This window comes from Streptomyces sp. NPDC002701 (assembly GCF_042889045.1).
Taxonomy (GTDB): Bacteria; Actinomycetota; Actinomycetes; order Streptomycetales; family Streptomycetaceae; genus Streptomyces.
In genome coordinates, this window is record NZ_JBIAQL010000020.1 from 1 (window position 1) to 18,494 (window position 18,494).

General features: G+C 67.0%; 17 protein-coding genes and 5 pseudogenes. 15 read left to right on the plus strand and 7 right to left on the minus strand.

Annotated elements, in window-relative coordinates; translation table 11 throughout:
• Together ACFYXC_RS33620 and ACFYXC_RS33625 are read right to left on the minus strand one after the other, a co-directional pair.
• A partial coding sequence (locus ACFYXC_RS33620; RefSeq protein WP_389555977.1) for an IS4 family transposase occupies positions 1-635 on the minus strand: 635 nt, incomplete at its 3' end.
• A 138-nt stretch (positions 636-773) separates the two neighbouring features.
• A complete protein-coding gene (locus ACFYXC_RS33625) occupies positions 774-1,337 on the minus strand; it encodes a TetR/AcrR family transcriptional regulator (protein ID WP_389555979.1) in 564 nt (187 codons plus the stop codon).
• 138 nt (positions 1,338-1,475) lie between these two features.
• Between ACFYXC_RS33625 and ACFYXC_RS33630 the strand changes: the two genes are divergently transcribed.
• The 3 genes from ACFYXC_RS33630 to ACFYXC_RS33640 all read left to right on the plus strand — a co-directional run bounded on the left by ACFYXC_RS33630 (position 1,476) and on the right by ACFYXC_RS33640 (position 4,152).
• Positions 1,476-2,201, plus strand: coding sequence for an SDR family oxidoreductase (locus ACFYXC_RS33630; protein ID WP_389555980.1), 726 nt, complete (start codon positions 1,476-1,478; stop codon positions 2,199-2,201).
• 64 nt (positions 2,202-2,265) lie between these two features.
• Positions 2,266-3,336, plus strand: a complete 1,071-nt coding sequence (locus tag ACFYXC_RS33635) for an aldo/keto reductase (protein WP_389555982.1) — start codon at positions 2,266-2,268, stop codon at positions 3,334-3,336.
• A 69-nt stretch (positions 3,337-3,405) separates the two neighbouring features.
• Positions 3,406-4,152, plus strand: coding sequence for an SDR family oxidoreductase (locus ACFYXC_RS33640; protein ID WP_389555984.1), 747 nt, complete (start codon positions 3,406-3,408; stop codon positions 4,150-4,152).
• A 134-nt stretch (positions 4,153-4,286) separates the two neighbouring features.
• On the opposite strand, the pseudogene ACFYXC_RS33645 reads toward ACFYXC_RS33640, so the two are convergent.
• Positions 4,287-4,684 (minus strand): annotated as a pseudogene (locus ACFYXC_RS33645) (transposase); the annotation flags it as partial.
• A 400-nt stretch (positions 4,685-5,084) separates the two neighbouring features.
• Here ACFYXC_RS33645 and ACFYXC_RS33650 point away from each other — a divergent pair.
• Positions 5,085-6,318: pseudogene (locus ACFYXC_RS33650) on the plus strand (IS110 family transposase).
• 33 nt (positions 6,319-6,351) lie between these two features.
• On the opposite strand, the pseudogene ACFYXC_RS33655 reads toward ACFYXC_RS33650, so the two are convergent.
• Positions 6,352-6,723, minus strand: a pseudogene (locus tag ACFYXC_RS33655) (transposase family protein); the annotation flags it as partial.
• 72 nt (positions 6,724-6,795) lie between these two features.
• Here ACFYXC_RS33655 and ACFYXC_RS33660 point away from each other — a divergent pair.
• The 4 genes from ACFYXC_RS33660 to ACFYXC_RS33675 all read left to right on the plus strand — a co-directional run bounded on the left by ACFYXC_RS33660 (position 6,796) and on the right by ACFYXC_RS33675 (position 9,045).
• Complete coding sequence (locus ACFYXC_RS33660; RefSeq protein WP_389555986.1) at positions 6,796-7,179, plus strand: hypothetical protein; 384 nt, start codon at positions 6,796-6,798, stop codon at positions 7,177-7,179.
• Positions 7,180-7,358: 179 nt separating this feature from the next.
• Positions 7,359-7,793, plus strand: a complete 435-nt coding sequence (locus tag ACFYXC_RS33665) for a winged helix-turn-helix domain-containing protein (protein WP_389555988.1) — start codon at positions 7,359-7,361, stop codon at positions 7,791-7,793.
• On the plus strand, positions 7,790-8,365 hold the full coding sequence (locus ACFYXC_RS33670) for a transposase (protein WP_389555990.1): 576 nt from the start codon (positions 7,790-7,792) through the stop codon (positions 8,363-8,365). Before ACFYXC_RS33665 ends, ACFYXC_RS33670 begins: the two co-directional genes overlap by 4 nt.
• A 149-nt stretch (positions 8,366-8,514) precedes the next feature.
• Positions 8,515-9,045, plus strand: coding sequence for an IS3 family transposase (locus tag ACFYXC_RS33675; protein ID WP_389555992.1), 531 nt, complete (start codon positions 8,515-8,517; stop codon positions 9,043-9,045).
• Here ACFYXC_RS33675 and ACFYXC_RS33680 read toward each other — a convergent pair.
• Both ACFYXC_RS33680 and ACFYXC_RS33685 read right to left on the minus strand, forming a co-directional pair.
• Positions 9,042-10,136 (minus strand): alkene reductase, encoded by a 1,095-nt coding sequence (locus ACFYXC_RS33680; protein WP_389555994.1) that lies wholly within the window; start codon positions 10,134-10,136, stop codon positions 9,042-9,044. The genes ACFYXC_RS33675 and ACFYXC_RS33680 overlap by 4 nt on opposite strands.
• Before the next feature lie 207 nt (positions 10,137-10,343).
• Positions 10,344-11,309, minus strand: a complete 966-nt coding sequence (locus ACFYXC_RS33685; protein ID WP_389555996.1) for an NAD-dependent epimerase/dehydratase family protein — start codon at positions 11,307-11,309, stop codon at positions 10,344-10,346.
• A 70-nt stretch (positions 11,310-11,379) separates the two neighbouring features.
• On the opposite strand from ACFYXC_RS33685, the gene ACFYXC_RS33690 reads away from it, so the two are divergent.
• On the plus strand, positions 11,380-12,348 hold the full coding sequence (locus ACFYXC_RS33690; RefSeq protein WP_389555999.1) for a GlxA family transcriptional regulator: 969 nt from the start codon (positions 11,380-11,382) through the stop codon (positions 12,346-12,348).
• Between the two features lie 216 nt (positions 12,349-12,564).
• On the opposite strand, the gene ACFYXC_RS33695 is transcribed toward ACFYXC_RS33690, so the two are convergent.
• Positions 12,565-13,422: an alpha/beta fold hydrolase gene (locus ACFYXC_RS33695; RefSeq protein ID WP_389556001.1), complete on the minus strand. Its 858-nt coding sequence runs from the start codon at positions 13,420-13,422 to the stop codon at positions 12,565-12,567.
• A gap of 265 nt (positions 13,423-13,687) precedes the next feature.
• Between ACFYXC_RS33695 and ACFYXC_RS33700 the strand changes: the two genes are divergently transcribed.
• The 6 genes and pseudogenes from ACFYXC_RS33700 to istB all read left to right on the plus strand — a co-directional run bounded on the left by ACFYXC_RS33700 (position 13,688) and on the right by istB (position 18,470).
• Complete coding sequence (locus tag ACFYXC_RS33700) at positions 13,688-14,182, plus strand: MarR family winged helix-turn-helix transcriptional regulator (RefSeq protein WP_389556002.1); 495 nt, start codon at positions 13,688-13,690, stop codon at positions 14,180-14,182.
• Between the two features lie 267 nt (positions 14,183-14,449).
• Positions 14,450-15,293 (plus strand): annotated as a pseudogene (locus ACFYXC_RS33705) (IS5 family transposase).
• On the plus strand, positions 15,290-15,691 hold the full coding sequence (locus tag ACFYXC_RS33710; RefSeq protein WP_389556004.1) for a hypothetical protein: 402 nt from the start codon (positions 15,290-15,292) through the stop codon (positions 15,689-15,691). The pseudogene ACFYXC_RS33705 and the gene ACFYXC_RS33710 overlap by 4 nt, the downstream one beginning before the upstream one ends.
• Before the next feature lie 298 nt (positions 15,692-15,989).
• A pseudogene (locus ACFYXC_RS33715) lies at positions 15,990-16,166 on the plus strand (transposase); the annotation flags it as partial.
• A 118-nt stretch (positions 16,167-16,284) separates the two neighbouring features.
• A complete protein-coding gene (gene istA / locus ACFYXC_RS33720) occupies positions 16,285-17,703 on the plus strand; it encodes an IS21 family transposase (RefSeq protein WP_389556128.1) in 1,419 nt (472 codons plus the stop codon).
• On the plus strand, positions 17,700-18,470 hold the full coding sequence (gene istB, locus ACFYXC_RS33725) for an IS21-like element helper ATPase IstB (RefSeq protein WP_389556006.1): 771 nt from the start codon (positions 17,700-17,702) through the stop codon (positions 18,468-18,470). Before istA ends, istB begins: the two co-directional genes overlap by 4 nt.
• The last annotated feature ends 24 nt before the right edge of the window (positions 18,471-18,494 follow it).

Sequence of the window (18,494 nt, forward strand, 5' to 3'; positions counted from 1 at the left end):
CGGACTCGCCACAGCAGGTCCGCCCCCGTGGCCGCGGCTGTGCGCCACAGGTCCACGCCGTAGAAACCACGGTCGGCCAGCAGCAGCATCCCCGGTCGCAGGGACACCATGACCGCCCGGGCCAGAGTTTGCTCTCCGGTGCGCAATCCTCCGGTCGCAGCATCGAAGACGGCGTGGGTACCGCACTCCACCAGGCCGACCATGCGCAACTGCGGGTAGCCGACGTCCTGTTCACCACGACCGGAGCGGGGCGGACGGCCGAACGCCTCCACGTTCGCCTTCGTGTCGGGCAGGTCGAACGTTGTGCCGTCGATCGCGGTCAACCGCCAGTCACGGTAGAAGGCACCCCGAGTGTCCGGTGTGGCAACCGGACGGCACACCCGCGCCAACAACTGCCGCAACGGCGCCACCCCCAGCCGCGACCTGGCCTTCCAGATCGCCGCCGTACTCGGCACCACCCACGGCGTACGCCAACGCCGCGCACCCTGCAAACCTGCGGTCAGCAGCCGGGCGACCTCCTCATAGCTCTGCCCGGAGAACAGGCACATCGCCAACACGAAGTAGACCACCAGCCGGGCCGGCAACAGCCGGTTCCGCTGCTGCACCCGACCCGTCTCCGACAACACCTCGTCCACAAGCGACTGAGGAAACGCCTGTGTCAGCACCCCGACCGCGACCCGGTCCGACAACCGCTCACCAGATGACTTCGACTGACCCGCTCTTGCCACGCCAACAACAATGACCGGATTGTCCCTAAGTTACCGGTATTGAGGCTAGCGGGGCCTGAGTCCGTCGACGACGACGTCCAGCATGCGGTTGAGTTGGGGGCGCTGCTCGGGTGCGCCGGCCACGGAGAGCAAACCGGCGAGGATGCCGCCTACCTCGACCGGGTCGATGTCGCTGCGCAGTTCTCCTGCTGTGGCGCCGGCCTCGAGCACCATCGCCAGGACTTGCTGGACCTCGTCGCAGACCGGTCCGGTGCCGAAGCGGCCGGAAGCGCTCATGGCGACCAGAGCCTCGCAGATGCCGCGTCGTTCGCCGGCCCAGTCAGCGAATCGGAGCATCCACGCGTGGAGGGCCTGTGCGGGCGGCTTGGTGGCCAGGAGGGTGCGCGCGTCTTCGCGCAAGGGGCGGATCTGGTCCCGGTAGACCTCTTCGACCAGATCCTCTCGGGTGGGGAAGTGTCGGTACAGGGTGGCGTTCCCCACTCCCGCGCGTTTGGCGATCGCGTCCAGCGAGATCGGGCGTCCGGAGGCGAAGGCTTCGGCGGCCGTGGTGATCAGCTGCTCGCGGTTGCGCTGCGCGTCGGCGCGCAGGGTGCTGCGTGGAGGTGTCATGACCTTCGCGATCGTGAGTGTCGGATGAGGCTCGGGAACGATTCGGGGATGTCCCCGGTTCAGTGTACGGTGAGGCAACCGGGGAGTTCCCCGATTACGGGTGGTCTCACCCATCGCTTCAGCGACGAAAGGTTTGCCATGCCTACAGCGATCATCACCGGGGGGACGACCGGGATCGGCAGAGCGACGGCCGAGCTGCTGCACACCCGCGGCTACCAGGTCGCGGTCACCGGACAGAATCCCGAATCCGTTGCGCGGGCGCAGTCCGAGCTCCCCGGTGACGTGCTCGTCGTCCGATCCGACGGGCGCGTGCTCTCCGACACCGACGCCCTGATGTCGGAGGTGTCGGCGCGGTTCGGATCGTTGGACCTGCTCTTCCTCAACGCCGGGATCTTCCGTCCGGCACCGGTTGCCGAGGTGACGGAGGAATCGTTCGACGAGCACGCCGACCTCAACTTCAAGGGTCAGTACTTCACCCTCCAAAAGGCCCTTCCCCTCATGAACGACGGCGGCTCGATCGTGCTGACCGTCGGCATCGGATCCCGTCGCGGCACCCCTGGCGCCACGGTGGGGGCGGCGACACGCGGCGCGCTGCTGGCCATGCTGCCCTCCCTCGCGCTCGAACTGGCCCCGCGCAGGATTCGGGTCAACGCCGTGAGCCCCGGGGCCACCGACACCCCGCTGCTCAACAAGCTGGGGGTGCCCGAGAGCGGCCGGGACGCCATGCGCTCGAAGATCCCCTTCAAGCGCTTCGGAACCAGCCAGGAGATCGCGGAGGCAGTCGCCTTCCTCGCCTCGGACGCCGCCGGCTACATCACCGGCCAGGACATCACCGTGGCCGGCGGCTACGGGCTCGGCGCCTGAAACCCGGGCGGGTCGACCACCAATCCGCACCTCTCGAACGCCACGAACCGCACAGGAGAACACGATGGCACTCACTCTCGACACCTATCGGCTGCTGGGCCGTTCCGGACTCCGGGTCTCACCGCTGGCGCTGGGCACGGCGACCTTCGGCACCGAGTGGGGCTGGGGCGCCGAGCGCGACGAGGCGCGCAAGCTCTTCGACCGCTACACCGAGCTCGGCGGCAACTTCTTCGACACCGCCAGCACCTACACCAACGGCAGCTCCGAGCGACTGCTCGGCGAATTCGCCCGCACCAACCGCGACAAGATGGTGCTGGCGACGAAATATTCGACGCTGCGTCAGCCCGGTGACCCGAATTCCGGGGGTACCCACCGCAAGAGCATGCTGGCGTCGGTGGAAGCCAGTCTGCGGCAGCTGAACACCGACTACATCGATCTGCTCTACGTGAACATATGGGACTTCAGGACGCCGGTGGAGGAGATCCTGCGGGGCCTGGACGACCTGGTGAGGCAGAGCAAGGTGCTGTACGTGGCGATCTCCAGCGCCCCGGCCTGGCAGGTGTCGCGCATGCAGGCGATCGCCGACCTGCGCGGCTGGTCACCACTGGTCGCACTGCAGACCGAGTACAGCCTGATCGAGCGCACCGCGGAGCGTGACCTGATCCCGATGGCACGCGAGATGGGACTCGGCGTGGTCCCCTTCTCCCCATTGGGCGGCGGGGTGCTCACCGGCAAGTACAGCCGGGAGGACCAGAACCAGGCGGGCTCCGTGGTCGGCGAAGCCGCCAGCAACCGCAAGAGCCTCAACGTCGCCCTGGGATGGGTCACCGACCGCAACCTTGCCATTGCCGATGTGGTGAAGAAGGTGGCCTCGGAGATAGGGCGCACACCCGCCCAGGTCGCACTGGCCTGGACCCTGAACGCCCCGGGCGTGACGGCACCCATCATCGGCGCCCGCACCATCGCGCAGCTGGAGGACAACCTGGGTGCTCTGCAGGTCGACCTCAATCCCTCCCAGCTGGCCCGCCTCGACGAGGTCAGCTCCATCGACCTCGGCAATCCGCACGACCTGCTCGCCAGCGATCACATCCGCACGGTCACCACAGGCGACATGAAGATCGAAACCCTCGGCTGATTCGTTCCATGAATGACGACACCCAGATATATCAGCATGTTTTTGATGATGGAACGGAGCAACCTCGGTATGGGTAAGTACAGCGACAAGAATGTGGTGATCACGGGTGGCAGCAGCGGCATGGGGCTTGCGCTGGCGGAGCTGCTGGTGCACGGCGGAGCCCGCGTGGTGATCACCGGCCGTTCTCAGGCCAAGCTCGACGCGGCACGCGAGCGGCTCGGCGAGAATGCCGTGGCTACCCGGGCGGATGTGGCCTCACTGTCCGACCTGGACATGCTCGTCGGCCGTGTAAAGAGCGAGCTCGGCTCGATCGAGGCTTTGTTCGTCAACGCCGGCATCTCACCCCTCACGCCCCTCGAGTCGACGACCGAGGACGTGTACGACGAGTTGTTCGCGATCAACGTCAAGGGCGCCTTCTTCACTGTGCAGAAGCTCGCTCCGCTGCTGAGCGCGAACGCCGGCATCGTCCTCACCACCTCGATCGCGAACGTCATCGGCATGGTGGACACCAGCGTGTATGCGGCAGGCAAGGCGGCGCTGCGCTCGATGGCCCGCACCTTCTCCCGGGAGCTGCTTCCGCGGGGAATCCGTGTCAATGCGATCAGCCCGGGTCCCATCGACTCGGGGATTCTGGAAACGATGAACTTGCCCAAAGAGGCCGCTGACCAGTTCAGGGCGGAGCGGACCGCGAGCAACCCTATGAAGCGCTACGGCACCGTCGAAGAGTTCGCCAAGGCGGCCGCATTCCTCGCCTTCGATGCCACGTACACCACCGGCATCGAGCTGGCCGTGGATGGCGGCGAAAGCCAGCTCTGAGCTCGTCTGCCGTCCCGCCACGGGCGACTCCCACGAGGGTTTCAGCGGGGAGCTGCAACACGTGGTCGTGTCGATCAGGCCGCGAGCACTTTATGCAGGCGCTCGGCTGGAGGTTGTCCCGTATGGGGTGAGAGTTATCCAGTGAGGGCCAGGTTGTGGAGCCGGGCGATGCCGAGCATGGCCTGGTGAACTTTGTCGCCCTTGAGCCGACAGTCCCGCAAGATCTTCCAGTTCTTCAGCCGCGACAGGGCGTGTTCCACCCGTGCTCGGCCCCGGCGATGGGCGGCGTTGTCTGCTTCCTGCTGTGGGCTGAGGTGGCTCTGGCCTGGTCGTTTGTGATGCGGGATGAGGAGACCAGTGCCTTGGTAGCCGCCGTCGGCGATGGTCGGGGCCCGCGGCATGCCTGGTCGATGCCGGACTCCGTGAAGGCCCGGCAGTCGTTGCGACTGCCGGGCAGCGGGAGCCCAGCCGCCACCACCAGGAGGCTGTTGGCGTCGATGACGACCTGCAGGCCGGTCGAGTACCGGTAGTTCTAATAGCTCGTCGGCGAGCCTGCGTTCGTGAGCGCAAGGGCTCGCTGACAGAGTGGAAGCCTGGCCTGTTCCGGGATGTTGATCTCCTTTGTCAGACCAGCTCCACTTTGTCTCGCTCTGCCGGGCGGAGACCTTCGGTAGTTCCGGGACCTGGATCTCTCGTGCAAGACCGGTCCCGCCCGGCAGGAGCGGGAAAGTCACCTGTTTCATGTCACCAGCCCGCCGGCAGGGGCCGATCTCTCAGCAGTTCGCGAGCCCTTGAGCTCTCCATCAGACCGAGGTCCCTGCCGGTCGCTGGAGACACGAACGGCTCGTGAGATGGCGTGCCCCGAGCACTTCTATTAGAGCGCCGCGTGCTGCGCCCGGGATCGACCTGCAGTTACATACGGAGGCACAGACGTGAACGAAATTTTCTGCGGCATCGACTGGGCAGAAGGCCATCGCGACTTAGCCCTGGTAGGCCAGGACGGAATCCAGGTGGCCAAGCTGCGTATCAGTGACGACAGTGCCGGCTTCCACGCGCTGATGGAACTGCTGAACCGGCACGGTGACACCTCGGAGCATCCGATCCCGGTCGCCATCGAGACACCGCGCGGTCTTCTTGTCGCCTGCCTGCGGGCCACTGGCCGACAGATCTACGCAATCAACCCACTGGCCGCCGCGCGTTATCGCGACCGCGCCAGCGTCTCCCGAGCCAAGTCCGACGCAGCGGATGCGCGCGTCCTGGCCAATATCCTGCGGACCGATCGGCACTCACCGGCCCCTGCCTGACGACAGCGAAGCTGGGCAGGCCGTCGCCGTTCTGGCCCGCGCTCACCAAGACGCAATCTGGTACCGGCAACAAATGATCAACCGGCTCCGGTCACACCTGCGTGAGTACTATCCAGCCGCCCTGACTGCCTTCTGCGGCCCTGGAAAACCTGGACTCGACTCACCGCGCGCCCGCGTGATCCTGACCGCCGCACCCACGCCGGCCGAGGCCGCCAAGCTCACCCGTCGCCAGCTGCACGCGTTACTCAAGCGCGGTGAGCGTCCACGCTGCGGGATCGAAGCCGAGATCGAGCGACTTCGGGCAATTTTTCGCGCGGACTCCCTGCGGCAGCTGCCGCAGGTCGAACAGGCCATGGGCCACCAGGCAGTGGCGCTCATCCGGCAGGTTGACGCCGCCTGCACCAGCGTGGCTCAGCTGGCGGTGGCGACGGACAAAACCTTTCTCGCGCACCCGGATGCCGAGGTCATCACCAGCTTCCCAGGGCTTTCCGTGCTCTCTGGAGCACGCGTCCTCGCCGAGATCGGAGACGACCGCGAACGCTTCGCCAACGCCAGAGCCATGAAGGCATACGCCGGCGCTGCCCCTGTCACACGAGCCTCCGGCCGCAGCCACATGGTTGTGGCCCGGACCGTCAAGAACCAGCGACTGGCCTCAGCCGGACACATGTGGGCCTTCGCAGCCCTGCGCACACAGGCCCCACGCGCCCACTACGACCGACGGCGCACTCGTGGAGAACGCCATACCGCAGCTCTCAGAAACCTATTTAACAAACTGCTCGGCTGCCTCTACCACTGCCTACAGCGCCGCATGCTGTTCGACCCCGATCGTGCATTCGCACCATCTATCGATCTTGGTGCCTGAGAGTCCATTTGACCGCTGACCGACATGAGATGTCTTCGACCGCTCGGCGATGGTGTGATCCCGGGTAGGAACCAGGGTGCCGTCCACGATGAGCACGGTGTCCTTGGCGAACCGCCTGCGGGGCTGAAGGGCGATCATCGGTCCCAGATGGTCGATAATCCGGTCCGCCGTGGACTTCGAGACCCCGAACAGCGGGACGAGCTGCCGCATGGTCAGGTTCGTGCGCCAATAGGCCGCGACCAGCAGAGCGCGGTCCTCCAGCGGAAGGCTCCACGGCCGGCCCTTGCGAACGGCGTCCGCACCCTGGCGCCGCAGAAGGGTTACCAACTTCCCGAACTGCCTCGGGCTCAGCCCGCTGAACGGGGCTGTCCAGGACAGTTCCGACGCCGTGATCACACCAGCCACAACAAGATCATCTCAGTTGCCGAGGCTGCCTCATGTCCTCGATCCTGTGTGTTCGGCAAGTGAGGAGGGCACATGGGGCTGGTTCTTTTCCCGGGCGACGGAGACAACAGCAGTCCGGATGTCTCCTGGTCCTACAGCGGCTTTGCCGCGTTCCGGCAACGTCTGGCCGAGACCGAAGGGGTCGTCCTTGCCGAGATGCGGGGCTTCGGCGGCGAGCGCCCGTGGAGCGAGGTGTCCACCGCTCTGGAGCCACTCCTCGATCATCCGGATGACGGCGGTGACGACCTCTCACCTGCCGAGTGCGCGTCGATTCTGGTCCGGCTAGAGACGATCACCGACCAGTGGGCACCGGAGGACAGCGACCAACTCCTCCAGCAGCACATCAAGGACGCCCACCAGCTGGCTGGCGTCCTGCGGCTCTGCATCAAGAAGGACGTCCCCCGGATATTCCTCTGAGACCCCAGCAATCAGGGAACCCTCTTACGGGACAGCCCTTACTGAGGTTTTCGTTAGTTCTGTGGGTGCAGGGGCTTTGGTGGTGTGAGGATCTGGCTGTGTCTTTGCAGTCTGGATCTGACGCTTGTGCAGTAGCCGTTTCGCCGTTGACGCGGCCGCAGTTGGCCGAGGCGCATCGTATGCGTGCGGCCGAGATGTTCGAGCGGGGGTGTACGCAGCCCGAGGTCGCGCGGGCGGTGGGGGTCTGTCTGGAGAGTGTGCGACGGTGGAGACGCGTGTGGGAGCAGGAGGGAACTGCAGCTCTGCGGCGGCGCCCGCCTGGCGGTTGGCCTCCCAAGCTGGACGACGCGCAGGTCGCGGAGGTCCGCCAGGCTTTGGAGCAGGGCGCCCAGGCGCACGGGTTCGAGGCGGACCTGTGGACTTTGGAACGGGTCGGCGTGGTGGTGGAGCGGGTGACCGGGATGACGTTGGCCCGGGCATCGGTATGGCGTCTGCTGACCGGCCGGCTGGGGTGGAGTCTGCAGCGGCCCCGGCGTCAGGCCGTCGAACGGGACGAGTGTGAGATCGCCCGGTGGGTCGCCCACGAGTGGCCGCACATCAAAAGGGGGCGGTGAACAAACGTGCCTGGATCGTGTTCTTCGACGAATCGAGCGTGTCGCTGCTGCCTCAGGTGCGCCGCACCTACGCGCCTCGCGGGCGCACTCCCCTTTTGCGGCACCGGCTGAACTGGAAACGAGCTTCGATGGCCGCGGCGTTGGGCTACCACGCCGCCGGCGGCGGGCGCGGACCACGGCTGTGCTTCCACCTCAAGCCGGGCAGCTACGAGACCACTTCCCTGATCGAGGTGCTGGAACAGATCAAGATCTTCTACGCCGGGGAACCGGTGGTGATGGTATGGGACGGGCTGTCGGCCCACTGGAGCCGGGGCATGCGGGCCTGGGCGGCCGAGCAGGACTGGCTCACCCTGGAGCGACTGCCGGCCTACGCACCCGAACTCAACCCGGTGAAAAGACTGTGGTCGGCCATCAAGACCCGCGAGTTGGCCAACCTCGCCGGCAACCACCTCGCCGATGTCGCCGACGCAGCCGAACGCGGCATCCGCCGGGTCTGCTCCAGCGAGCAACTCCCGTGGCCCTTCCTCACCCACACCGGACTGACACTAAATTCCCAAACACCACAGAACTAACGAAAACCTCAGTAAGAAAATCTTGCCAGAGCCACGATCGTGTGTACGCCGACAAGAGTAGTGGAGTTGAGGCGGGCCAACGAGATCCTCAAAGCCGCCTCGGTGTTTTTTGCCCAGGAGATCGACCGTCCCCGGACGAGGCCGAGCAGGTGATCGACCATCTGCGTGCGAACGGTCTCGGGGTCGATCCCGTCTGCCAGGTGCTGGAGCTGTCGCCGTCGACATACTTCGCCCACAAGAAGCGGCCGAAGTCGGCCCGCCGGCTCCGCGACGAACAGCTCATGCCGGTGATCGAGCAGGTCCACGCCGAGTCCGGCGGCACGTATGGGGCCCGCCGGATCACCCGCGCGCTGCGACGCAAGGGGGTCGAGGTGGCCCGCTGCACCGTCGAGCGGCTCATGGCCGAACGCGGTCTGGAGGGCGTGATCCGTGGCCGACGGCGCCGCACCACGATCCCGGAGTCGTCGGCGCCCGCGCCGGGCAACCCGTGGCAGGGGCGCCGCTTCAGTTCAGGGTGGGGAGCACGCAATGTCCTCGGCCACACTCCGGTCGAGCCGTGCTTGGTGGCTGAATTCGCCGGGGACACTTCCATCGATGACGGTGTCTACCGCCATCGAGTCCGCTTCCTACGGGTGTGGGACGACCTCACTGAGGCCCCGCCGTTCGGTGGCCGTCGCTAGCTCGGAACGCCGGCTTCGTCGTTGAGCGGAAGCGGTGGGTAGTCGATGTAGCCGTCGTCGCCACCGCTGAAGAAGGTGCGGCGGTCGCCTTGCGCGAGCGGGGCTCCGGTGGCGAGCCGGTGCGGCAGGTCGGGGTTGGCGATGAAGTGGGCGCCGAGGGCGAGCAAATCGGTGGTGCCGTCCTCGATGAGCTGCAGCTCGGCGGGGCCTGTCGGAGTGGAGCCCGTGTCGGGGTTGAGGATGAGTGTGTTCGGCCACGCCGCGCGCAAGCGCTTGGTCAGGTCGCGGCCGGCGCGCTCGGCCAGGTGCAGGTAGGCGAGGTCGAGAGCGCTCAGTTCCCGGAGCAGCGGCATGAACGTGGCGTCGTGGTCGGGGTCGTCGTGGATGTCATTCACGACGGCGCCGGGCGAGATGCGGATTCCAACCCTGTCGGCGCCGATGGCCTCGCTCGCCGCCCTGGCCACCTCGACGGCGAACCGGATCCTGCCCTCCACTGAGCCACCCCACCGGTCGTCACGCCGGTTCGTGTGTGTCGAGAGGAACTGGTTGATGAGGTAGCCGTTCGCGCCGTGCAGCTCGATGCCGTCGAACCCGGCAGCAACGGCATTGCGCGCGGCCGAGGCGTAGTCCTCGATGGTGGCGAGGATGTCGTTCTCGGTGAGCTCCTTCGGTACGACGAAGTCCTGCATTCCGGTGTGGGTGAACAGCTGTCCCTCGGCCCGCACGGGCGACGGCGCGACGGGAACTAGACCGTCGGGCAGCAGGTCCGGGTGTCCGATGCGGCCGGAGTGCATGAGCTGTGCGAAGATCACGCCGCCCTCGGCGTGCACGGCGTCGGTGACTGTTCGCCAGGCGTTCACCTGCTCCGGCGAGTGCAGGCCGGGGGTGTCGGTGTAGCCCTGTCCCTGCACGGACGGCTGGGTGCCCTCGGTGATGATGAGGCCGGCTCCGGCGCGCTGCGCGTAGTAGGTGGCCATCGACCGGGTCGGCGTCCCGCCGGGGGCGCGGCTCCTGGTCATGGGGGCCATGACGATGCGGTTCTTCAGGGTCTTTCCGGCAAGTTGATACGGCTCGAAGGCGTTGGCGGGCATTGCGGTTCCTTTGAACGATCTGGTTCGGGGATGGTTGTTCTCCGCGCCGGAGACGGGCAGCAGCGCCTGGTCTGCGGCATCGGCGTGCGCGGCGGGCGGCAAGGTGATGATCACACTCCGCCGCTTTCTGGGTTGTTCAACCCGTTATCGGACATCTCTGGGTTGTGCAACCCAGTCGACCGATCGCGGAGCTCGGGGAGTGGGTGGCTAGTTCGCGATGCGGCGGGCGAGCCGGTCAGCGAAGTTCCCGGTCGGCGTGGCGGCTCCGGCGAGAGTCTCCCGCAGGACCGCGTCCAGTGGTGTCGGCCGCACGCCGAGGATGGCCTCGGTCTGGGTGGAGTCGATGACATGCGGGTTCTCGTTGCTGTACAACAACTCGACGAGCTCTCCGAACAGCGGCTGCTGTGGTGCCAGGGTGAGCAGCTCGTCGCGGTCGATGCGGCGCAGCTCGGGCGCGGGCATCCCGGCCAGCTCGGCCACCCGCTCGGCCAGCGCCCGCACCGGCAGGGACGACGTGACCGGCACGTGCCAGGCCCGGCCCCACGCGCGGTCGTCCAGGCTCGCGGCCACGAGTGTGCGGGCGATGTCCTCCGTGTAGCTCCAGCTGTGCGGTACGTCGAGGTCGCCTGGATAGGAGGCGACCTCACCCGCCAGTGCGGGACCGAGCACGAACACGGCGAACGAGCCTGCCAGGCCCGGACCGAGGAACCCGCCGGCGCGCACCTCGGTGACCCGCGCGCGGCCCGCTTCGTGCGAGGCCAGCGCGTCGAGCCACATGCGCGCTCGGACACGGCCTTTGACCGTGATGGCGGCCATCGGCAGGTCCTCGGTCATCGGCCCGTCGACGGGGCCGTACCCGTAGGTGTTGCCCAGCATCACGTAGCCGGCCCCGGTCCGTTCCACGGCGGTCAGCAGAGCCTGCGCCATTGGCGGCACGTCGACGGCCCAGCGGTCGTACGCGGGGATGGCGCAGTTGACCACGACGCGCGCCCCGTCGACGAGTTCGGTGAGCCGGTCGGTGTCGGTGATGTCGGCGGCTACGCGCTCGACGAGCGGATGGTCGGTGCCGCGACCGCTGCGGGTGATCTGACGGACCTGCTCGCCGCTCTCCGCGAACTGACGTGCAGTGGGAAGACCGGCCGCGCCGGCCCCGGTGACAACAACGAATGACATGCATTCACCCTGCCGAGCTGTGCTGGGTTACGGTAGTGGCTGGAATGCCATAGATCCGGAGGTTCGGGCCATGCACCGTATCGTCGTCGTCGCGGTACCGCCGGTCACCGCTTTCGACCTGTCCATTCCAGAACTGATCTTCACCCCGGTCGAGGCCAGCGGGCAGCCTGCGTACGACATCCGGGTCTGCACGGCGGAACCCGGAATTCTGCGGTCCGGCGGTGCGTTCGACGTGTCCGTTCACAGGGGGCTGGAGGCCGTGGCGGAAGCCGACACGGTGATGGTGACCGGTGGAGCCGGTCGCGAGGACGTCCCGCCGGCCGTCCTTACCGCACTGCGCGAGGCGGCCGCCGCCGGTAAGCGCATCGCGTCGATCTGCACCGGTGCCTTCGTGCTGGCTGAGGCGGGCCTGCTGGAGGGCAGGCGCGCGACCACGTACTGGGCCAAGTCGGACGTGTTCCGGCGCCGTTACCCCGCCGTGCGGCTCGAACCGGACGTCCTGTTCGTGGAGGACGGTCCGGTTCTCACCTCGGCTGGGCTGGCGGCCGGTATCGACCTGTGCCTGCACATGATCCGGTCCGACCACGGCGCGGCGGCGGCCAACGAGGTGGCCCGGCTGGCCGTCGTGGCTCCCGTGCGCCCCGGCGGTCAGGCGCAGTTCATCGAGACTCCGCTGCCCGCCGAGACCGGCGTCTCACTCGCCGAGACCCGAGCCTGGGCCCTGCAGCGACTCGACCAGCAGCTCACGCTCACCGATCTGGCCCGGCACGCCCACAACAGCGTCCGGACGCTGACTCGCCGGTTCCGGGACGAGACCGGACTGAGCCCGCTGCAATGGTTGCTGCACCAGCGCATCATCCGAGCCAGGGAACTGCTGGAATCCACTGATCTACCGATGGACGTCGTCGCCGCGCGCAGCGGGCTGGGCAGCGCGGACTCGTTGCGCCAGCACTTGGTCCGGCGGGTCGGGCTGACCCCGACTGCTTACCGGCGATCCTTCACTCGCCTGTCAGAACACCAGGAGCCCGTCGTTCGGTGAGTTCAGCTCGCGGGGTCCGCACCGTGATCCTGACCAGGCTCTCGCCCGCTTCCACCGTCTCGGCCAACACCGACGACAGGTGCGGCAGTAGATCCGTCAACTCGACATCACACGCCCCCACCCTGCCCCAACGAGCCGCCTGGCCAAGCCGAAAGCGCGCAACCGATCAACGCCTACGAGAATCTTGGAAGACCCGTCCCTTTGACAGACCCGGCGTCAGGCGAGGAAGCCGGTCAGGGTGGTAATGAACCAGTCGGGGTCTTCTTCGGCGACGAAGTGTCCGGTGGGTGCGACGGCGCCTCGCACATCATCCGCGTGGGGGGCGAGGGCCTCGGCAGTGTTGGTGCCGGAGCGCGTGCTGCCGACGGCCAGGACGGGCATGGCCAGCTTGCGCTGCGCGAGCAGGGCGCGGTTGTCGCGTCCGTCGTCGAGGAGGGTGCGGTAGTGGGCGAAGCCTCCGCGCAGTCGCTCTCGGCCGGTGTATGCCTGGGCGTAGGTGGCCAGGTCGGCTTCGCTGAAGGTGCCGGGGTTGGACATGGCGGTGAACGTGGCGGTGAAGAACTCCAGTTCGTGGCCGTCGAAAAGCATCTCCGGTATGTGAGGGGTCATGAAGAAGCCGAAATGCCACATGCCGCCCTCCGCGACATTCATCGCTTCTTCCAGGCCGAAGCCGGGCAGCGGGGCGTCGATGAGGACCAGATGGGAGATGTCTTCGGGGTGGGAGGCGGCCCAGGCCAGGGCGATCATCGAGCCGATGTCGTGGCCGGCCACCGCGACGGGACCCGCCAGGTTCAGGGCGTCAAGTATGCCCCGCATGTCGTCGGCCTGGTTGGTCTTGGCGTAGCCCTCTGCGGGGCGGTCGCTGTCTCCGGTGCCGCGCAGGTCGGGGGCGACGACCGTATGGGTGCGGGCGAGCGCCGGCATGACCCGGGCCCAAGCGCGGGAGGTCTGGGGCCAGCCGTGGAGGAGGACCAGGACGGGGCCGCTGCCTCCGACCGCGACCGAAAGGTGCGTGTCGTTGGTGGCGATGCGCTTGATGGTGAAGCCGTCGGGAAGCCAGTCAGCTGTGCTCACGGCACATTTCCTTTCATCGCTGGGATGTTCTGCGGATTGCTCTCTCGTGGGCGGTCGCGCCCTGGCGGGCTGAGTTCCGGGCATGGCCTTGCCGATCCCCGAAATGGCTCCAGTCACCAGCGCCGTGCGGCCCTGCAGAACTCGCTGCTGCTCATGCGATAGGTGTTCCGGATGGTCAGCGATCGCTGACCATCCAAACTATGCATGAAAGATAGTCTGCTAGCAAGAACATCTGCTCTAATGCACATCATGCTAAGCTGTGCAAATGAGTGCATCAACGTCCAACCAACCCGCTGGTGAGGCCGCCGAGCTGGCGCTGGACACGGACCTGGGCTGGGCGATACGCATGGTCTCCTCGGCGTTCCGCCGAGTCGCCACCGCATCCGTCGCCGACCTCCCCGGCGGCGCACGCGCCTACCTCGTCCTAGTCGCCCTCTCCGGCGGCGAACCGCCCTCCCAGCTGGCCCTCGCCAAAGCCGTGAGGCTCGACCGGACCGTGATGACCTACCTTCTCGACGACCTCGAAACCCACGACCTGGTTACTCGCAAACCCGACCCCCGCGACCGCCGCGCCCGACAGGTCCTGCTCACGGACACCGGACGCACCCGCCTGAACGAGGTACGACAGAAGATCGCCACAGCCGAAGCGAAGCTGCTCGTAGACCTCGACGAACACGACAACCTTCAGCTGCGCACCCTGCTCGCCCGCGTCGCCCGCACCGCACAGGCCGACACCACCGCGACCGACGCCGACTGCTGATACCAGCGTCCGCCGCTGGTAGCGCACGGTCAGACCGACCCGGTACTTTTGGGCAGGTCCGCGTTCTCGCAGCCCTGCCGACCGGCTCGTAGGCGATCTCCGAGGCATTCACCGGCAGGTGCTGCGTGCTGGCTCCTGGGGTTGCGGCCAGCTCGGTTCGTTAGTGGACGGTTCGTGCGTCTTTGATGAGATTTGCTCTCGCCTGATCGTGTGGCGTCGGGGCGGAATCCTGCCGGTCCGCGGTTGGTGATCTGCTGATGTGACCGGGTGAGTGAACGCAAGCCGTACCCGAGTGACTTATCGGACGAGCAGTGGTCGTTGATCGAGCCGGTGATCACTGCGTGGAAGGACCGGCACCGCTCGGTCAGCGGCCACCAGGGCGCCTACGACATGCGGGAGATCGTGAACGCGATCCTCTACCAGGGGCGGACCGGCTGCCAGTGGGCCTATCTCCCGCACGACCTGCCGCAGAAGAGCGCGACCTACTACTCCGCCGCCTGGCGGGACGACGGGACCAACCAGGTCATCCATGAACTCCTGCGCTGCCAGGTCCGCGCGCGTCCGGCGATGAGAGGACCCGACCCTGGTGGTCCTGGACACCCAGAGTGTCGACGTGGCCGCCGGGGTCCCCGCCTCCACGAGCGGCCACGATCCGGCCAAGCGGGCGCCCGGCCGCAAGCGGGGTCTTGCCGTGGACGTCCTCGGCCTGGTCATCGCGGTCGTCGTCCTCGTGGCGAACACCCACGACAACGCTGCGAGCATCGTCGTGCTGGACCAGGTCGCCGAGCACGCCGGCGGAAGTGTCCGCAAAGCCCTGGTAGACCAGGGCTTCAAGAACCAGGTCGTCATGCACGGCGCCGGCCTGGGGATCGATGTCGAGATCGTCCGACGCAACCCGCAGGTCAAGGGGTTCGTGCCGCAGCCGAAGCGGTGGAGGGTCGAGCAGACGTACGGGATCCTGATACTGCACCGGCGCCTGGTCCGCGACTACGAGCACCGCTCATCGTCCTCCGCCTCCCGTGTCTACTGGGCGATGACCCATGCCATGACCCGACGCCTCACCGGCGCGAACGCACCCGCTTGGCGCGAGCCGCAGGCAGCAGCAGCGTGAACCTCCGGCCCCTGCTCGACGCCCTGGACCTCCAGGAAGACACCGCCCGGACCCTGGCCGACGACCTCCGCGCACAGATCATCGACCTGCAAACCAGGCTGCGGGAGGCCGAGATGCACCTGGAGCACCTCACGATCACCCGCAAGACCGTCACCGGCCTTCACCGACCGGTCTCCCGGCCGTCGCGCCGGAGCTGCCCGAGCATCCGGACTACCCCCCGCATCCTGGCCGCCTTCAACCACGCGACCGGGCCGCTACGGGCCAAGGACGTCTGCCAAGCCCTCGGCCACGAACTGCTGCCGAAGAACGTCGAAGGCACCCGCGCCAAGCTGAAACGCCTGGTCAAACTCGGGATCCTCACCGAGGCCGACACCGGCAACTTCGCCCGGAAGCGATAGCCGACACAACCTCCACCAGCCACCTTGCTCCCACCTCAGCCAGAAAAGGGCTTTGCCCTACGAACCGCCCACTAAGAGGGCGTTTATGCAGGTCAAGGCTGTTATGCGGCTTATTTGAGCGTTCCACTTTGACATGGTTCGCCTTGTAAGTGTCGGATACCCCAGGAGCGGACGCGAGCCCGGGTGCCCGTCTCATCCGCTTCTGCGCCCGGAAACCCGTCTGACGTGGAGACGCAGCAGAATCTCCCGCTTTTGTGCAGAGCGGAGATTTCCGCCTCGGTCGTGATCACGCTGTGCCGTGAGCGAGCGCAAGCCGTACCCCAGCGACCTGTCCGACGCCCGATGGGCCCTGATCGAGCCGACGTTGACGGCCTGGCGGAACGCCCGGCTCGAACGCCGGCCCACCGGAAAGCCGGCCCAGGTCGACTTACGTGACGTGTTCAACGCGATTCTCTACCTCAACCGCACCGGTGTCGGCGTACACATTTACGTCCCCAGCTTCGTACGGATGAATAGGGACAGTTGTTGATGCGGTGAGGCGTGGTGCTCGGCACTCTGCTGCTTGTCGGTGTGGCGGCGGAGGGTGGATGACGATGGTCTTGGACCCGCATCGCTGGTTGGAACTGCGGCGATTTCGTGGACTGTTGGAATCGGGGGTCTTGAGTCTGTCGGAGATCGCCCGGGAGACAGGGCTGGACCGCAAGACGGTCCGCAAGTACCTTTCGGCACCGGGGCCGGCGACTCCTCCGCGGCGGTCGCCGAACGGGCGGTCCCGGGCGAGGGTGATCGACGAGTTCGCGCCGCTGGTCGACGCGATGCTGCGGGCCGAGGTCCTGATGAAGGCAGCGGTCATCCATGAACGGCTGGTGGCGGAGTACGGGTTCACCGGGAACTACCAGCGGGTCAAGCTCTACGTTCAGGAAGCCCGGCCCAGGGTCGCCGAGGAACTGGGCATCACGCCGAAGGAACTGGCGGGCATGCACCGCCGGTTCGAGGTGATCCCCGGCGCCCAGGCTCAGGTGGACTGGGGCGACGAGGGCAAGATCCTGAACCACATGGGCGTCGGGAAGGTCTATTCGTTCCACATGACCTTGTCGTACTCCCGTGATCCGTTCTGCTGCTTCACCACGAGCCAGGATCTGGAGACCTTCTTCGACTGTCACCGGCGGGCATTCGCGCACTTCGGCGGGGTCCCGATGACGATCGTCTACGACCGCACCAAGACCGTCGTCCGCCGTCACGTCGCCCCCGGCGAGGCGGTGCCACTGCATCCTGAAGCGGTCGGCTTCGCCGGCCACTACGACTTCGACATCGACGTGCTGGCCGCCTACCGTCCCACCGGCAAAGGCCGCGTCGAGCGCCAGGTCCTGATCGTCCGCGACCACGTCCTGGCCGGGCGGGCCTTCTCCTGCGTCGAGGAGATGGACGCCGCGTTCACGGCCTGGGTGCCCAGGCGCCGGGCTCAGGTCCACACAACCCACCGCGAGGTGATCGGACATCGCGCCGCCCGGGATCACGCGGCTCTCAAAACGCTGCCGCCGGCTCCGTATCTGGTCGCCGAACGGCACCTGCGGCCGGTCGGCAAGGACTGTCTGGTCGCCTTCGCGGGCAACCTCTACTCGGTGCCCGCCCGCAAGGTCCGCCCTCGCCAACTCGTCGAGATCCGGGCCACGAAGTCCCAGGTCACGCTGCACTCCACCGCTCCGGACGACCGCGGCGAAACTCTGCTGGCCATGCATGAGCGGGCCGTCGGCCGTGGAGTGCGTGTCGTGGAGGAAGCGCACTGGGACGGGCTGCCCACCGGCAAAGGCCGACGGACAACCACCGGCGAGGTCCCTGTCCAACCGCGTCACCACCGTCCCTCGGGTGAGGAGGCCGGACCGTTGCAGGCCCTGCTGAACCGGGCCGAGGCTGCCCGCGTCGAGGTCGGCCGCAGGCCGTTGTCGGTCTATGACGAGCTGACCGGGACCCGCCCCTTCACCACCCACCGAGCGACGAAGGAATCGTCTTGAGCGAGCTGACCGGCAACCGGATCCGCACCACGGCCGCGAAGCTCGGCCTGCCCCATCTGGCGGAAACCATCAACGAGTTCACCCGGCGGGCGGACGAGGGGAAGCTGGGCTACCTCGACTTCCTCGACCTGGTTCTCTCCGAGGAACTCGCCGTCCGTGACGACCGCCGCTTTCGTCAGGGCCTACGGCTCTCCCGACTGCCGCACCACAAAACGCTGGATGAATACGACTTTTCCTTCCAGCCCGAACTCGATCCGCGCAAGGTCAAGGACCTGGCCACCCTGTCCTTCGTCGAGGCCAAGGCCAATGCCGCTCTGCTGGGACCGCCCGGAGTCGGCAAGACCCACATCGCCATCGCGCTGGCGGTCGCGGCCTGCCGGGCCGGCTACTCGATCTACTTCACCAGCCTCGACGACATGGTCCGCAATCTCAAAGCCGCCGAGACAGCCGGGCGCCTGACCAGCAAACTCGGCTCCTATCTGCGGCCGAGCGTCCTGGTGGTGGACGAAGTCGGCTACCAACCTCTCGAACGTGCCGAGGCGAACCTGGTCTTCCAGGTGATCTCCAAGCGCTACGAGAAGGGCTCGATCATCCTGACCTCGAACAAGACCTTCAGCGAGTGGGGTCAAGTCTTCGGCGACGAAGTCCTCGCCACCGCGATCCTTGACCGGCTCCTGCACCACTGCGACGTCGTCGCGATCAACGGCCCCAGCTACCGGCTGAAGAACCGCCTCCAGGCCATCGAGCGCGAGACGGACGTGGCCTGACAGGTGGGGACGAAGAAAGGTACG

What these genes read in the sequence shown, in the direction of transcription:
- ACFYXC_RS33625 (WP_389555979.1), bottom strand. Translation starts at nt 1,337, where the DNA reads ATGACACCTCCACGCAGCACCCTGCGCGCCGACGCGCAGCGCAACCGC.
- ACFYXC_RS33630 (WP_389555980.1), top strand. Translation starts at nt 1,476, where the DNA reads ATGCCTACAGCGATCATCACCGGGGGGACGACCGGGATCGGCAGAGCG.
- ACFYXC_RS33635 (WP_389555982.1), top strand. Translation starts at nt 2,266, where the DNA reads ATGGCACTCACTCTCGACACCTATCGGCTGCTGGGCCGTTCCGGACTC.
- ACFYXC_RS33640 (WP_389555984.1), top strand. Translation starts at nt 3,406, where the DNA reads ATGGGTAAGTACAGCGACAAGAATGTGGTGATCACGGGTGGCAGCAGC.
- ACFYXC_RS33660 (WP_389555986.1), top strand. Translation starts at nt 6,796, where the DNA reads ATGGGGCTGGTTCTTTTCCCGGGCGACGGAGACAACAGCAGTCCGGAT.
- ACFYXC_RS33665 (WP_389555988.1), top strand. Translation starts at nt 7,359, where the DNA reads ATGCGTGCGGCCGAGATGTTCGAGCGGGGGTGTACGCAGCCCGAGGTC.
- ACFYXC_RS33680 (WP_389555994.1), bottom strand. Translation starts at nt 10,136, where the DNA reads ATGCCCGCCAACGCCTTCGAGCCGTATCAACTTGCCGGAAAGACCCTG.
- ACFYXC_RS33685 (WP_389555996.1), bottom strand. Translation starts at nt 11,309, where the DNA reads ATGTCATTCGTTGTTGTCACCGGGGCCGGCGCGGCCGGTCTTCCCACT.
- ACFYXC_RS33690 (WP_389555999.1), top strand. Translation starts at nt 11,380, where the DNA reads ATGCACCGTATCGTCGTCGTCGCGGTACCGCCGGTCACCGCTTTCGAC.
- ACFYXC_RS33700 (WP_389556002.1), top strand. Translation starts at nt 13,688, where the DNA reads ATGAGTGCATCAACGTCCAACCAACCCGCTGGTGAGGCCGCCGAGCTG.
- istA (WP_389556128.1), top strand. Translation starts at nt 16,285, where the DNA reads ATGGTCTTGGACCCGCATCGCTGGTTGGAACTGCGGCGATTTCGTGGA.